Consider the following 13,447-nt stretch of genomic DNA (forward strand, 5'->3'; position numbering starts at 1 on the left):
ATGCCTGACGTGACGACTCCACAAGCCGTAGCCGGCGAACCGACGTCGGGGCCGATCCTGTCTGGCACGAATCCTGCGGCGCGACCGTCGAACACAAGGAATCTGTGCCGATGTTGAACAGACGAACGCTGCTTGCGCAGACCGCCGGATTTGCCGTCATGGGGCTTTCGCTCGGCAAGGCAGCGGCGAAGAACCTGCCCGGCATCGAGAAAGCCGCGATGCGCGGCGCGATCAACGCGACCGATCTCGGCGTCCGGCCCGGCGCGCTTGACGACCAGAGCAAGGCTTTCACCAAGCTGCTGCGCGACGCGCACGACCGCGATATGGCGGTGTTCCTGCCGCCGGGGACCTATATCGTTTCCAACCTGTCGCTGCCCGGCCGCGTGCGCCTGTCCGGGGTGCCGGGCGCATCGCGGATCGTCTATGGCGGCAATGGCCATCTCATCATGGCAGAACAGGCCGAGCATATCGAACTCAGCGGGCTCGTGTTCGACGGCAGCAAGCGCTGGATGGGCGACTACACGCAAGGCCTGCTCGATCTGCGCCGCATCGTCCATCTGGTCGTCGACAACTGCCAGATGACCGGCAGCGGCAAGAACGGTCTGGCGCTCGAACACGCCTCGGGCCGCATCGAGCGCTCGGAGATATCCGGTGCGGCCGACGCCGGCATCTATTCGGTCGAGGCCGATGGCCTGGAAATATCAGGCAATAGCGTCTCCGACTGCGCCAATGGCGGCATTCTCGTGCACCGCTGGCAAGCGGCTGAAGACGGCACCATCGTCAGCGGCAACCGGATCGAACGGATCCAGGCGCGCGGCGGCGGAACCGGCCAGAACGGCAATGGCATCAATGCCTTCCGCGCCGGCAACGTCATCATCTCCGGCAATATTGTTTCGGACTGCGCGTTTTCGGCGATCCGCGCCAACAGTGCCAGCAATGTGCAGATCACCAGCAATACCTGCTCGCGCTCGGGCGAAACGGCCGTGTATTCCGAATTCTCATTCGAAGGTGCGATCATCGGCAACAATATTGTCGATGGCGCCGCGAACGGCATTTCGATCGTCAATTTCAACGAAGGCGGCCGCATGGGCGTCTGCTCCGGCAACATCGTCCGCAATCTGTCGACCAGCGGCCCCTACCCTGCCGACGCGCCCGGCTTCGGCGTCGGCATCAGCGTCGAGGCAGACACCACAGTTTCCGGCAATGTCGTCGAGAATGCGCCGCTCTACGGCATGCAGATCGGCTGGGGACCGTTCATGCGCAATGTGGTCGCCACGGGAAACGTCATCCGCAAGGCGGGGACCGGCATCGTCGTCACCGTGGTCGAAGGTGCCGGGACGGCAATCATCTCCGACAATGTCATCGACGGGGTCCAGAACGGCGCGATTGTCGGCCAACGCTGGGCCGAGCCGGTGACCGGCGACCTCGCCGCATTAGGCAATGCCGGCTACGCGCATTTGACCGTCGAGCGCAACCACATCAGTTGAGGGTGGCCGTCGGCCGGAGCGCGCCAACCTTGGCGCCGATCCGGCTTTCGATGGGCGGATTTGCCTGTTCGACCAGTTTCGCCGCTACCATCTTGTCGGCGTGCAGCAGCTTAGCCAGCACGGCCGCGACCATCGCTTCAGCGGCGCGGCCGGCGCCATCGTCGCATTTCAGCGCGATGCCAAGCCCGAGCTCCGGAAGGGCGGCGCAAAAAACACCTTCGGCGCCTCCCTTGACGAAAATCCGCCCGGGCGCGGCCTCCATCATCGCAACATCGGACCTGCCCGTGCCGGCGACGAAAAACGGCTCGGCCATGCAGGCGGAGAGCAGCCGCTTCGCCGCCCGGGCGCGCACCGGCTCGAAGCCGGCACCTGTCGCCATGCGGGCAAAGCCAAGGGCAAAGCTGCGCAGCGGCACGGCATAGGTCGGAATCGAGCAGCCGTCGGTGCCGCGGTGATCGGCGTCATGGGCAGCACCGGTCACCGCCTGCATCGCTTCGCGCACCATCTCCTGCGAGGCATGGCCAGCCTTGACGTAACCACGATGGGCGATGCCGCTGTGAACGCATGTGCATAGGAAGCCTGAGTGCTTGCCGGAACAATTGTTGTGCAGCGCGCTCGGCACGCTGCCGGCGCGGGCAAGTGCCAGCGTCGCTCCATGGCTCGACGGCCAATGCGCGCCGCATTCGAGTGCCGCCTCGTCCAGGCCGGCCTTCGCCAGCATGGCGCGCGCCAGCTCGACATGTGGCGGCTCGCCGGAATGCGAGGCGCAGGCTAGCGCCAGCTCCCGATCACCGAAGCCGTAGGCATCGGCAGCGCCGCTCTCGACCAGCGGCAGCGCCTGGATCGCCTTGACCGCCGAACGCGGGAACACCGGCTGTGCCGTGTCGCCGATCTCCCAGACAGGCTTGCCATCGGCGTCGAAGACGGCAACAGCGCCGCGATGGGCACTCTCGACGATTGCGCCGCGCAAGACTTCGACCAGAACCGGATTTGCCATGTCACCTCCCGCAAATGCGGGCGGGTTTATCTGATCCTGTCGAGAATGGAAACGTAGTTGGCGACCGCGGCACCACCCATGTTGAAGATGCCGCCGAGTTTTGCTCCCGGCACCTGGATGCCGCCCGCCTCGCCGACAAGCTGCATGGCGCTCAGCACATGCATGGATACGCCGGTGGCACCGATCGGGTGGCCCTTGGCCTTCAGCCCGCCCGACGGATTGACCGGCAACCTTCCATTCTTCGCCGTCTCGCCATCCAGGGCCAGCTTGGCGCCCTCGCCCGGCCTGGCCAGGCCCATCGCCTCATACTCGATCAGTTCGGCGATGGTGAAGCAGTCATGCGTCTCGACGAAGGAAAGGTCGCCGAGCGTCACGCCCGCCTGCTTCAGCGCCTGGTTCCAGGCCTGCTCGCAGCCTTCGAAGGCGAGAATGTCGCGCTTCGACATCGGTAGGAAATCCTGCACATGCTCATTGGCGCGAAAGGCGACGGCGCGGCGCATCTTCAGCGCCGTGGCCGTATCAGCAAGGACAAGCGCGGCGGCGCCGTCTGAGACCAGCGAGCAGTCCGTGCGCTTCAGCGGACCGGCGACGAAGGGGTTTTTTTCGCTTTCGTGCCGGCAGAACTCGTAACCGAAATCCTTGCGCATCTGCGCATAGGGATTGTCGACGCCGTTCTTGTGGTTCTTGGCGGCGATCATAGCCAGCGCATCCGACTGATCGCCATAGCGCTGGAAATAGGCTTGGGCGATCTTGCCGAAGACGCCGGCGAAGCCTGCCGGCGTGTCACCGTCCTCCGGCAGATACGAGGCCTTGAGCAGGTTCTTGCCGATCTCGGGACCTGATGTCGTCGTCATCTGCTCGGCGCCGACCACCAGCACGATACGGGCGGCATTGGCGGCGATGGCGCGGATGCCTTGCCTGACTGCCGCCGAGCCGGTGGCGCAGGCGTTCTCGACGCGGGTCGCCGGCTTGAAGCGCAGCCGGTCGTCGGCCTGGAGTACCAGGCTCGCGGTGAAATCCTGGGCGGAAAACCCGGCGTTGAAGTGGCCGAGCACGATCTCGTCGACGTCATCCGGACCGATGCCGGCATGATCAAGCGCCTCGACTGCCACCTTGGTGATCAGGCTCTCCAGCGTCTCGCCTTCGAGCTTGCCGAAGCGCGAATGCGCCCAACCGACGATGCATGCTGTCATGGCGATCTCCATCCTGTGGACCCGGGCTACGCGATACTTGCGGCGCGCCTCAGCATTGTTCAAGCATGAACCGTTCCGCCGGCTTCGTGAAGGGGCCAGAACCGCACAATCGCTTGATCTTGAACATCTGGTCATAGTGCCTGGCTTTTGCCAGCAAATCAGACCGGATTTTTGTTGATTGATGCGTCAATAAAAAATAATCTTGGTGCCAACAGGCCGGAGCAAGAATGCCGAAACTCGGAATGGAACCGTTGCGCCGCAGGGCGCTCATCGACGCAACGATCTCGGCGATCGGCGAGCGCGGTTCGCTCGATGTGACGATGTCGGAAATCGCCGGGCGCGCCGGCGTGTCCTCGGCGCTTGCCCACCATTATTTCGGCGCCAAGGACGAATTGCTGCTGGCGACCATGCGGCACATCCTCAGCGAACTCACCGCCGATACGCGCCGTGCACTTCGCGCGGCCGGCACGGCGCGCCAGCGCGTCTCGGCGGTGGTCGCGGTCAACTTCTCCGACATCCAGTTCCAGCCCGAAACGATCGCCGCCTGGCTCGCTTTCTATGTCGAGGCGCAGAAGTCGTCAGCACTTCGTCGGCTGCTCAAGGTCTATGCGCGGCGGCTGCATTCCAATCTGCTCAGCGGGCTGACCGGCATCCTGCCGAGGAGCGAGGCCGACCGGGTCGCCGAAGCGACTGCGGCGCTGATCGACGGGCTCTATATCAGGCGCGCGCTGAAGGACGGCGTCCCCGATGCCGCGACCGCAATCGCACTGATCGAGGACTATCTCGAAACGAAGCTCAGCGGACGGCAGAAGCAGTGACATCCAAACCCAACATCCTGATCGTCATGGTCGATCAGCTCAACGGAACGCTGTTCCCGGATGGGCCGGCGGACTTCCTGCACGCGCCGCATCTGAAGGCGCTCGCCGCGCGTTCGGCGCGGTTTTGCAACAATTACACCGCCTCGCCGCTCTGCGCCCCGGGCCGCGCCGCATTCATGAGCGGCCAGTTGCCGTCACGCACCGGTGTCTATGACAACGCCGCCGAATTCGCGTCTTCGATCCCGACCTTTGCCCATCATCTGCGCGCTGCCGGTTATCACACTTGCCTCTCCGGCAAGATGCATTTCGTCGGGCCGGACCAGTTGCACGGTTTCGAGGAGCGGCTGACCACCGACATCTATCCGGCCGATTTCGGCTGGACACCCGACTATCGCAAACCCGGCGAGCGCATCGACTGGTGGTATCACAATCTCGGCTCCGTCAGCGGCGCCGGTACTGCCGAGATCACCAACCAGCTGGAATATGACGACGAGGTCGCCTTCCATGCGGTGCAGAAGCTCTACGATTTTGCCCGCGTCTCCGACGATGCCGCACATCGGCCCTGGTGCTTGACGGTTTCCTTCACCCATCCGCACGATCCCTACGTCGCACGGCGGCGCTACTGGGATCTCTACGAGGATTGCCCGGCGCTCGAGCCGGAGGTCGGCTTCATCCCCTACAACAGGCAGGACCCGCATTCGCAGCGGCTCTACCGCGCCAGCGACTATGACAGCTTCGACATCACCACTGAGCAGATACGCCGCGCGCGGCGCGGCTATTTCGCCAACATCTCCTATCTCGACGACAAGGTCGGCGAATTGCTGTCGGTACTCGAGCGCACGCGAATGCTCGACGATACGATCATCCTGTTCTGCTCGGACCATGGCGACATGCTTGGCGAGCGCGGCCTGTGGTTCAAGATGTGCTTTTTCGAAGGTTCGGCGCGGGTGCCGCTGATGATCGCCGGCAAGAGCATACACGCCGGGCTAATCGAGACGCCGGTTTCCAATCTCGACGTGACGCCGACGCTTTGCGACCTCGCCGGCATCGACATCAGCGCGATTGCCCCGTGGACCGACGGCCAGTCGCTGCTGCCGTTGCTGAACGGAAAGAAACGCTCCGCGCCGGTGCTGATGGAATATGCCGCCGAAGGCTCCAACGCGCCGATGGTGGCGATGCGCGAGGGCCGCCACAAATTCATCCATTGCGAGATCGATCCGCCGCAACTGTTTGATCTTGAATCGGATCCGCGGGAATTGACCAATCTCGCCGCCGATCCGCCCAATGCGGCTTTGGTGGCCGCTTTCACAGACAAGGTGCGGGCGCGCTGGGACATGGCGGCGTTCGATGCCGCGGTGCGTGCCAGCCAGGCACGCCGCTGGGTGGTCTACCCGGCGCTGCGCAACGGCACCCATTATCCTTGGGAATTCCAGCCGCTGCAGAAGGCATCGGAGCGCTACATGCGCAACCACATGAACCTCGACCTGCTCGAAGAGCAGAAGCGCTTTCCGCGAGGCAAATGATGGCAGACCGTCTCGTCCCCTCGCTCGACCATCTCAGGCAGGCCTATGCCGTCACCTCCAAGGCAACGCAGGTCACGCCGCTGCTGGAATCGGCGGCACTCGCCCGCGAGACCGGCGCTGCCCGCGTCTTCGTCAAGGCCGAATCGCTGCAATGGGCCGGATCGTTCAAGGTGCGCGGCGCCTACTGGCGGCTGAAGAAGCTCTCGCCTGACGAAACCAAAAAGGGCGTCGTCGCCTACTCTTCCGGCAATTTCGCGCAGGGGCTAGCGGCGGCAGGCGAAGCGCTTGGCATTCCCGTCACCATCGTCATGCCGATCGACGCTCCAGCCGCCAAGCGCGACGCCACATCGGGTTACGGCGCGCGCGTGGTGCTGACTGACCATGGCGAGCGCGCGCGTGAGGAAGTCGCCGCCGCCAAGGCGCGCGAGATCGCTGCTAGCGAAGGCCTGGCGCTGCTGCACCCGTTCGACGATCCGGAGATCGTCGCCGGCCAGGCCGGTGCCGGGCTGGAGGCACTCGACCAGCTCGCCGCCAGGCAAGCGGAGGTCGATCTCTTGTTCTGCTCAGTCGGCGGCGGCGGCCTGATCGGCGGCGTTTCGCTGGCCTTCCATTACCTGTCGCCCGCCACGGAGATCATCGGCGTCGAGCCCGAAGGTTTTGACGGCATGGGCTCGTCGCTGGCGCATGGCGCCATCGAAACCATGCCGATCGGGCCGAAATCGATCTGCGACGGGCTGATGTCGCGGCGACCGGGCGACGCGCCGTTCGCAGCGGTGAAGGCAGCCGGCGTTCGCGGCGTCACCGTGGACGATGCTTCGGTGCGGCGCGCCATGCGCATCGCCTTCGAGCGGCTGAAGCTGGTGCTCGAACCATCCGGCGCTGCTTCGCTGGCGGCGTTGCTCGGCGGCAAGGTCGACGCGACCGGCAAGACCGTTCTCGTAGTGGCAACCGGCGGCAACGTCTCGCTGGCCGATTTCATTGCGCATATGAACCACGGGCGCGCATGAACCATGCTTGAAGCGGATTTCGTCATTATCGGCTCCGGCTCGGCCGGCTCGGCCATGGCCTACCGGCTGTCGGAGGACGGCAAGCATTCGGTCATCGTCATCGAATATGGCGGCAGCGATATCGGGCCGCTGATCCAGATGCCGTCGGCGTTGTCGATCCCGCTCAATATGAGCCTCTACGACTGGGGCTTTGCCAGCGAGCCGGAGCCGCACCTCGGCGGCCGCGTGCTGGCGACGCCGCGCGGCAAGGTCATCGGCGGCTCGTCGTCGATCAACGGCATGGTCTATGTGCGCGGCCATGCCCGCGACTTCGACCACTGGGCCGAACAGGGCGCGGCCGGCTGGGGGTTTGCCGACGTGCTCCCCTATTTCAAGCGCATGGAGGACAGCGCAGGCGGCGAGGATGGCTGGCGCGGCCATGGCGGCCCGCTGACTGTGCAGCGCGGCTCGAGGACGAACCCACTCTATGGCGCCTTCGTCGAGGCAGGCCGTCAGGCCGGCTTCGAGCTGACCGACGACTATAATGGCGCGAAGCAGGAGGGCTTTGGGCCGATGGAGCAGACCATCCGCGGCGGCCGTCGCTGCTCGGCGGCGAGCGCCTATCTGAGGCCGGCGCTGAGGCGGAAAAATGTCATCGTGGTCAAGGGTTTCGCCCGGCGGGTGATCATCGAGAATCAACGCGCCACCGGCGTCGAGATTGAAGCGCGCAAACGGATTCAGGTAGTCAGAGCGCGGCGCGAGGTGATCGTTGCCGCGTCCTCGATCAACTCGCCCAAGATCCTGATGCTGTCCGGCATCGGCCCCGGCCAGCACCTTAGGGAGAACGGCATTCCGGTGATCGCCGACCGGCCGGGCGTCGGCCGCAATCTGCAGGATCATATGGAGCTCTACATCCAGCAGGAATCGACAAAGCCGATCACGCTGAACTCGGTGCTGAATCCGTTTTCGAAGGCGATGATCGGGGCACAATGGCTGTTCTTCAAATCCGGCCTCGGCGCCACCAACCATTTCGAGGCAGCCGCCTTCGTGCGCTCGCGCGCTGGCGTCGATTATCCCGATATCCAGTATCACTTCATCCCGGCCGCGGTCCGCTATGACGGCAAGGCGGCGGCCAAGGCGCATGGTTTCCAGGCGCATGTCGGGCCGATGCGGTCGAAGTCGCGCGGTTCGGTCACGCTGCGCTCGCCCGATCCCAAATCGAAGCCGGTGATCCGCTTCAACTACATGTCGCATCCGGACGACTGGAAGGAGTTCCGCCACTGCATCCGGCTGACCCGCGAAATCTTCGGGCAAGCGGCCTTCGATCCGTACCGCGGCAAGGAACTGTCGCCGGGTTCGCATGTGCAGTCCGATGAGGAGCTCGACGCCTTCATTCGCGACCACGCCGAAAGCGCCTACCATCCTTGCGGCACCTGCAAGATGGGCCGTGCCGATGATGCGATGAGCGTCGTCGATCCCGAATGCCGTGTCATCGGCATCGAAGGGCTGCGGGTCGCCGATTCCTCGATCTTCCCGCGCGTCACCAACGGCAATCTTAACGCGCCGACGATCATGACTGGCGAGAAGGCCGCCGACCACATTCTCGGGCGCACGCCGCTGCCACCTTCCAACCAGGAACCATGGATCAATCCGCGCTGGCAGGTGTCGGACAGATAGGCCATGATCCGGCGGACGCATATTCCGCATGCCGCGACAAGACGATTTGGAGAACAGTCATGCGCGCCCAGCCAACGGCATCGCATTATGTCAATGGCCGCTATATCGACGACGAGCGCGGCGCAGCGCTGCCGGTTATCTATCCGGCAACTGGCGAGACCATCGCCATGCTGCGCTCGGCGACGCCAAACGTGCTGGAGCTCGCGATCGAGGCGGCGCGTGCAGCACAACCGGCCTGGGCGCGGCTGAAGCCGGTCGAACGCGGCCGCATCCTGCGCCGTGCCGCAGACATTTTGCGCGCGCGCAATGCCGATCTGGCGCGCATTGAGACGCTGGATACCGGCAAGCCTATCCAGGAGACGCTGGTTGCTGACGCCCCGTCGGCGGCCGACTGCCTGGAATATTTCGGCGGCGCCGTTGCCGCATTCAATGGCGAGGCCATCGATCTCGGCGGACCCTTTGCCTACACCAGGCGCGAGGCGCTCGGCGTCTGCGTCGGCATCGGCGCCTGGAACTACCCGATCCAGATCGCGGGCTGGAAATCCGCACCGGCCCTCGCCATGGGCAATGCGATGGTGTTCAAGCCGTCGGAGAACACGCCGCTCTCAGCACTGGCGCTCGCCGAAATCTACACCGAGGCCGGCCTGCCGGACGGGCTGTTCAATGTCGTGCAGGGTTTTGGCGATGTCGGCGCCGGCCTTGTCGGCCATGATGTCGTCGCCAAGGTCTCGGTGACCGGCTCGGTGCCGACCGGCCGCAAGGTGCTGTCGCTCGCCGGCTCGAAGATGAAGCACGCGACCATGGAGCTCGGCGGCAAGTCGCCGCTGATCATCTTCGAAGACGCCAACCTCGAAAACGCCATCGGCGGCGCGATGCTCGGCAATTTCTATTCGACCGGCCAGATCTGCTCCAACGGCACGCGGGTCTTCGTGCAGAGCGGCATCCATGACCGTTTCGTCGAGAGGCTGACCGAACGGACGAAGAAAATCCGCATCGGCGATCCGCTCGATCCGGACACGCAGATGGGGCCGCTGGTCTCGAAGGCGCAGCACGACAAGGTGGTCTCTTACATCGAGGCTGGCAAGCAGGATGGCGCGGTGCTCGCCTGCGGCGGAAACGTGCCTTCGCTGCAGGGTTTCCAGGATGGCTTCTTCGTCGAGCCGACGGTGTTCACCGGTGTCACCGACACGATGCGCATCGCGCGCGAGGAGATTTTCGGGCCGGTGATGAGTGTGCTGAAATTCGACAGCGAGGACGAGGTGATCGAGCGCGCCAACGACACCGAATTCGGCCTCGCCGCTGGCGTGTTCACCCGCGACCTGGCGCGCGCCCATCGTGTCGTCGCCGAACTGCAGGCCGGCACCTGCTGGATCAACGCCTACAATCTGACGCCGGTCGAAATCCCCTTCGGCGGCTTCAAGCAGTCCGGCATCGGCCGCGAGAATTCGCTCGCGGCGCTAGCACTCTATTCGCAACTGAAGTCGGTCTATGTCGAGACCGGGGATGTCGCCAGCCCGTACTGATCCTTGCGGGCCGTGCCGTCCAGATATTGGGTCAGCGCGCAGACCAGATGATAGAAGATGCTGGCCGGCACCTCGCTTGCCAGCGAACGGCCGCGCTCGTCGATGCGGTCGATCCACAGGCCGAGCGGTGCGGGATTGATGTGCCAGCGGAACAGCCGGCCGACACGCGCCTCGATTTCCGGCTTCAGGTCGGGACCGCCCGAACCGTCCAGCGCGATCGCCGCCTTGATCGCTTCGGCCTGTGGCCAGCTGCGCGAGACGCGGTCGAGCGGCAGTCCTTGCCGCGAGACGGCGCCGTAGGCGAGGCCCGTGGCGCGGTTCAGGCCATTGGCGATCGCCGACGCGTAGAGCTTCCTGGCGAGGCCGGTCAAGCCGCTCTGGCCGCTGCGGCCGGCGAAGTCGACCAGCAGCGAGGTCCATTCGAAATGATGGCCCGGTTCGGTCCACGTGCCCTTCTCGCCAGGGGCCGGCCGCCCATTCATGGTCGAAATACTCGCCAAGGGTCCAGCTTTCCGGGTCGAAGAAATGACTGCAGAACAGATCGACGATGCGCGCGGCGCGGCGGAGATGAGCGCGCTCGCCGGTCGCCTGATGCCAATTCAGGAACGCCTCGAGCAGATGCATGTGCGGGTTGGAGCGGCGCTCGCCCTCGCCGATCGAGGTTTCGCGGAAGCCGGTCAGGCGTTCGTCCTCGAGATGCGCGTCGATGAACGCAAAGATCTCCTCGCCAAGCCGCAACGCATCGGAATTGCCGCACATATGGGCATGCGCCAGCGCCAGGAGCACGCAGGAATGATCGTAAGCATCCTCGGCGCCGTCGGCGACCGTGCCGTCGATGTTGAGGGTGCGTACCCAGCCGCCATTGTCGGTACGTCCGTTCCTGGCCATGAATTCGAGGCCGTGGCTGATCAGCCGATCGGCCGGGCCGTTCCAGCCGCGCGCCTTGGCGACGGCGAAGGCGTAGATCTGCCTGGCCTGCGTGCGCATGCGTTTGGGTTCATCAGCGGGGCGGCATCGAAGCCGAGCGCTTCGTGGAAACCGCCATGGCGCTCATCGACGCCGACCGTCGACCACAACGGCACCGTCTCCTCGAACAGCCAATGGCTATGACGCGATCGTCGGCGGGCTGAACCTAGTCTCAAGGCGCCCGCTCTTTTCGAGCTGCTCGACGATTTTTTTGACACTCTGGCTGTGGCTGACCGGCGCGACGAAAGTGGCGTCGGCGGTCCCACAGCCGCGAGCCGACGCCGCCGCTCATCACAAAACTGACGATCCGTTCGGTTATGAAAACGAGCCCCGCTCAAAAGGTCTGATTGTAGGCGCCGACTTCGGGGCTGCGGCGCAGCACCGCATCGACGGCTTCGAACATCTGCCGGCGCCGCTCGGACGATACCGGGCTCTCCACCACCACCACAAGCTCCGGCTTGTTCGATGATGCTCGCACCAGCCCCCAGGTACCATCCTCCGCCACGACCCTGACGCCGTTGACGGTGATCAGTTCGGCGATCTTCTGGCCGGCGAAGACCGCGCCGTCGTTCTTCATCTTGCGAAAATCGCCTACGACGCGCTCGACGACGCCGTATTTGAGCTCGTCGGCGCAGTGTGGCGACATGGTCGGCGTGCCGAACGTCAGCGGCAGATCGCGGTAGAGATCGGCCATGCTGCTTTGCGGGCTGCGATCCAGCATCTGGCAGATGGCGATGGCCGTTACCAGGCCATCGTCATAGCCGCGGCCGATCGGCGGATTGAAGAAGAAATGGCCCGATTTCTCGAAACCGGCGGCGGCGCCGAGTTCGGCGACGCGCCGTTTGATATAGGAATGACCGGTTTTCCAATAGTCGGTGACTGCGCCATTTTCCCGCAACACCTTGTCAGTCATGAACAATCCGGTCGACTTGACGTCGACGACGAAAGTCGAACCGGGATAGAGGTGCGAAATGTCGCGCGCCAGCATGACACCGACCTTGTCGGCGAAGATCTCGTTGCCCTCATTGTCGACCACGCCGCAGCGATCGCCGTCGCCGTCGAAACCGAGCCCGACATCGGCGCCCGTTTCCAGCACCTTGTCGCGAATGGCGTGCAGCATCTGCATGTCTTCGGGGTTGGGATTGTAATTGGGAAACGTATGATCGAGCTCGACGTCGAGTGGGATCACGTCGCAGCCGATCCTTTCCAGTGCCTCGGGAGCGAAAGCCCCAGCGGTGCCGTTGCCGCAAGCGGCCACCACCTTGAGCTTCCTGGAGATACGCTTTCCCGCTGTCAGATCGTCAAGATAGGTTTTGCGGAAGTCCGCAACGAAGCCATAAGAGCCGCCACCGACAAGATCGAAATCGCCGGACAGCACGATCGCCTTCAACGCACTCATCTCCTCCGGACCAAAAGTCAGCGGGCGCGCAGCGCCCATCTTGACGCCGGTCCAGCCATTCTCGTTGTGCGAGGCAGTCACCATGGCGACGGACGGCGTGTCGAGTGCGAACTGGGCGAAATAAGCCATCGGCGACAAGGCCAGCCCGACATCCTTAACCCGTGCGCCGGCCGCCATCAGCCCGGAAACCAGCGCCAGCTTGATGGCAAGCGAATAGGAGCGGAAATCGTGACCAGTGGCGATGTCGGGCCCGGCACCCAGGCGACGGATCAGCGTGCCGAGCCCCATGCCGAGCGCCTGGACGCCGATCAGATTGAGTTCCGGCGTTTCGTTCGAGCCGGGATGGCCGAACCACCAGCGCGCATCATATTCGCGAAACCCGGACGGCTTGATCAATGCCGAGGTTTCAAACTCAAAAGTGTTTGGTCTGACATCGCTAATGATCTTCATCGACACGGCTATTAAACTCCAGGCGAGCTGAATCAGGTGCTTCGAGGCAAGGCGACGGTTACCCAGAAGCCTTTAAGCCGTGTTTGTGCGACAGCAAACTGAAACCTGTATGACGTGACGGCGAAAGCGAAAGAAATGCTACAGAAGCGCCTCCATTGGCGCTTGCAGTAACCAAACGCGGCGGCTATAAGCCCGCGGTCTGGTCACGGAGTGTAGCGCAGCCTGGTAGCGCACATCGTTCGGGACGATGGGGTCGCAGGTTCAAATCCTGCCACTCCGACCAGAAAAACACGGTGCGACCCGGAGACATGGGTAACAGAATGTACCTAAGATATGGGTGACAACCTCGTGCCGAACGGGTTGTCGATGGTCTGCAAGGTTCTCTGTTCCAGGTCGATATATCCCAGATCATAGTGCATGAAGCTTAC

General features: G+C 64.0%; 9 protein-coding genes, 1 tRNA gene and 1 pseudogene. 7 read left to right on the top strand and 4 right to left on the bottom strand.

Annotation, left to right across the window (positions count from 1 at the left end; translation table 11 throughout):
- Positions 1-110: 110 nt before the first annotated feature.
- The gene (locus tag NKH98_RS26900; protein ID WP_352903115.1) at positions 111-1,487 is read left to right on the top strand and encodes a TIGR03808 family TAT-translocated repetitive protein; all 1,377 of its coding nucleotides are present in this window, start codon (positions 111-113) and stop codon (positions 1,485-1,487) included.
- Here NKH98_RS26900 and NKH98_RS26905 read toward each other — a convergent pair.
- The gene (locus tag NKH98_RS26905; protein WP_352903118.1) at positions 1,480-2,484 is read right to left on the bottom strand and encodes an asparaginase; all 1,005 of its coding nucleotides are present in this window, start codon (positions 2,482-2,484) and stop codon (positions 1,480-1,482) included. The two genes, NKH98_RS26900 and NKH98_RS26905, sit on opposite strands and share 8 nt — an antisense overlap.
- A 26-nt stretch (positions 2,485-2,510) precedes the next feature.
- Positions 2,511-3,677, bottom strand: coding sequence for an acetyl-CoA acetyltransferase (locus tag NKH98_RS26910; RefSeq protein ID WP_352903121.1), 1,167 nt, complete (start codon positions 3,675-3,677; stop codon positions 2,511-2,513).
- A 227-nt stretch (positions 3,678-3,904) separates the two neighbouring features.
- On the opposite strand from NKH98_RS26910, the gene betI reads away from it, so the two are divergent.
- From betI to betB, 5 genes are read left to right on the top strand one after another with little or no spacing between them, the layout of a single operon-like run.
- Positions 3,905-4,495: a choline-binding transcriptional repressor BetI gene (gene betI, locus NKH98_RS26915; RefSeq protein WP_352880850.1), complete on the top strand. Its 591-nt coding sequence runs from the start codon at positions 3,905-3,907 to the stop codon at positions 4,493-4,495.
- Entirely contained in the window at positions 4,492-6,018 is a 1,527-nt protein-coding gene (gene betC, locus NKH98_RS26920; protein WP_352903124.1) for a choline-sulfatase, read from the top strand. Before betI ends, betC begins: the two co-directional genes overlap by 4 nt.
- Positions 6,018-7,025: a threonine/serine dehydratase family protein gene (locus NKH98_RS26925; protein ID WP_502894335.1), complete on the top strand. Its 1,008-nt coding sequence runs from the start codon at positions 6,018-6,020 to the stop codon at positions 7,023-7,025. The genes betC and NKH98_RS26925 overlap by 1 nt, the downstream gene beginning before the upstream one ends.
- A 3-nt stretch (positions 7,026-7,028) precedes the next feature.
- Entirely contained in the window at positions 7,029-8,681 is a 1,653-nt protein-coding gene (gene betA, locus NKH98_RS26930; RefSeq protein WP_352903130.1) for a choline dehydrogenase, read from the top strand.
- A 59-nt stretch (positions 8,682-8,740) separates the two neighbouring features.
- Positions 8,741-10,204, top strand: a complete 1,464-nt coding sequence (gene betB, locus NKH98_RS26935; protein WP_352903133.1) for a betaine-aldehyde dehydrogenase — start codon at positions 8,741-8,743, stop codon at positions 10,202-10,204.
- Here the strand turns inward: betB and NKH98_RS26940 are convergent.
- Both NKH98_RS26940 and NKH98_RS26945 read right to left on the bottom strand, forming a co-directional pair.
- A pseudogene (locus NKH98_RS26940) lies at positions 10,168-11,431 on the bottom strand (AGE family epimerase/isomerase); the annotation flags it as partial. The gene betB and the pseudogene NKH98_RS26940 overlap by 37 nt on opposite strands.
- Before the next feature lie 73 nt (positions 11,432-11,504).
- Positions 11,505-13,019: a phosphomannomutase/phosphoglucomutase gene (locus NKH98_RS26945; protein ID WP_502894336.1), complete on the bottom strand. Its 1,515-nt coding sequence runs from the start codon at positions 13,017-13,019 to the stop codon at positions 11,505-11,507.
- Positions 13,020-13,225: 206 nt separating this feature from the next.
- Between NKH98_RS26945 and NKH98_RS26950 the strand changes: the two genes are divergently transcribed.
- A tRNA-Pro gene (locus tag NKH98_RS26950) sits at positions 13,226-13,302 on the top strand.
- Positions 13,303-13,447 lie beyond the last annotated feature (145 nt).

The sequence above is a fragment of the Mesorhizobium sp. M0833 genome (assembly GCF_040319905.1).
Classification (GTDB): Bacteria; Pseudomonadota; Alphaproteobacteria; order Rhizobiales; family Rhizobiaceae; genus Mesorhizobium.

Bases quoted from the DNA above. Each gene is read 5' to 3' on its own strand.
- NKH98_RS26900 (WP_352903115.1), top strand. From the start codon at position 111: ATGTTGAACAGACGAACGCTGCTTGCGCAGACCGCCGGATTTGCCGTC.
- NKH98_RS26905 (WP_352903118.1), bottom strand. From the start codon at position 2,484: ATGGCAAATCCGGTTCTGGTCGAAGTCTTGCGCGGCGCAATCGTCGAG.
- NKH98_RS26910 (WP_352903121.1), bottom strand. From the start codon at position 3,677: ATGACAGCATGCATCGTCGGTTGGGCGCATTCGCGCTTCGGCAAGCTC.
- betI (WP_352880850.1), top strand. From the start codon at position 3,905: ATGCCGAAACTCGGAATGGAACCGTTGCGCCGCAGGGCGCTCATCGAC.
- NKH98_RS26925 (WP_502894335.1), top strand. From the start codon at position 6,018: ATGGCAGACCGTCTCGTCCCCTCGCTCGACCATCTCAGGCAGGCCTAT.
- betA (WP_352903130.1), top strand. From the start codon at position 7,029: ATGCTTGAAGCGGATTTCGTCATTATCGGCTCCGGCTCGGCCGGCTCG.
- betB (WP_352903133.1), top strand. From the start codon at position 8,741: ATGCGCGCCCAGCCAACGGCATCGCATTATGTCAATGGCCGCTATATC.
- NKH98_RS26945 (WP_502894336.1), bottom strand. From the start codon at position 13,019: ATGAAGATCATTAGCGATGTCAGACCAAACACTTTTGAGTTTGAAACC.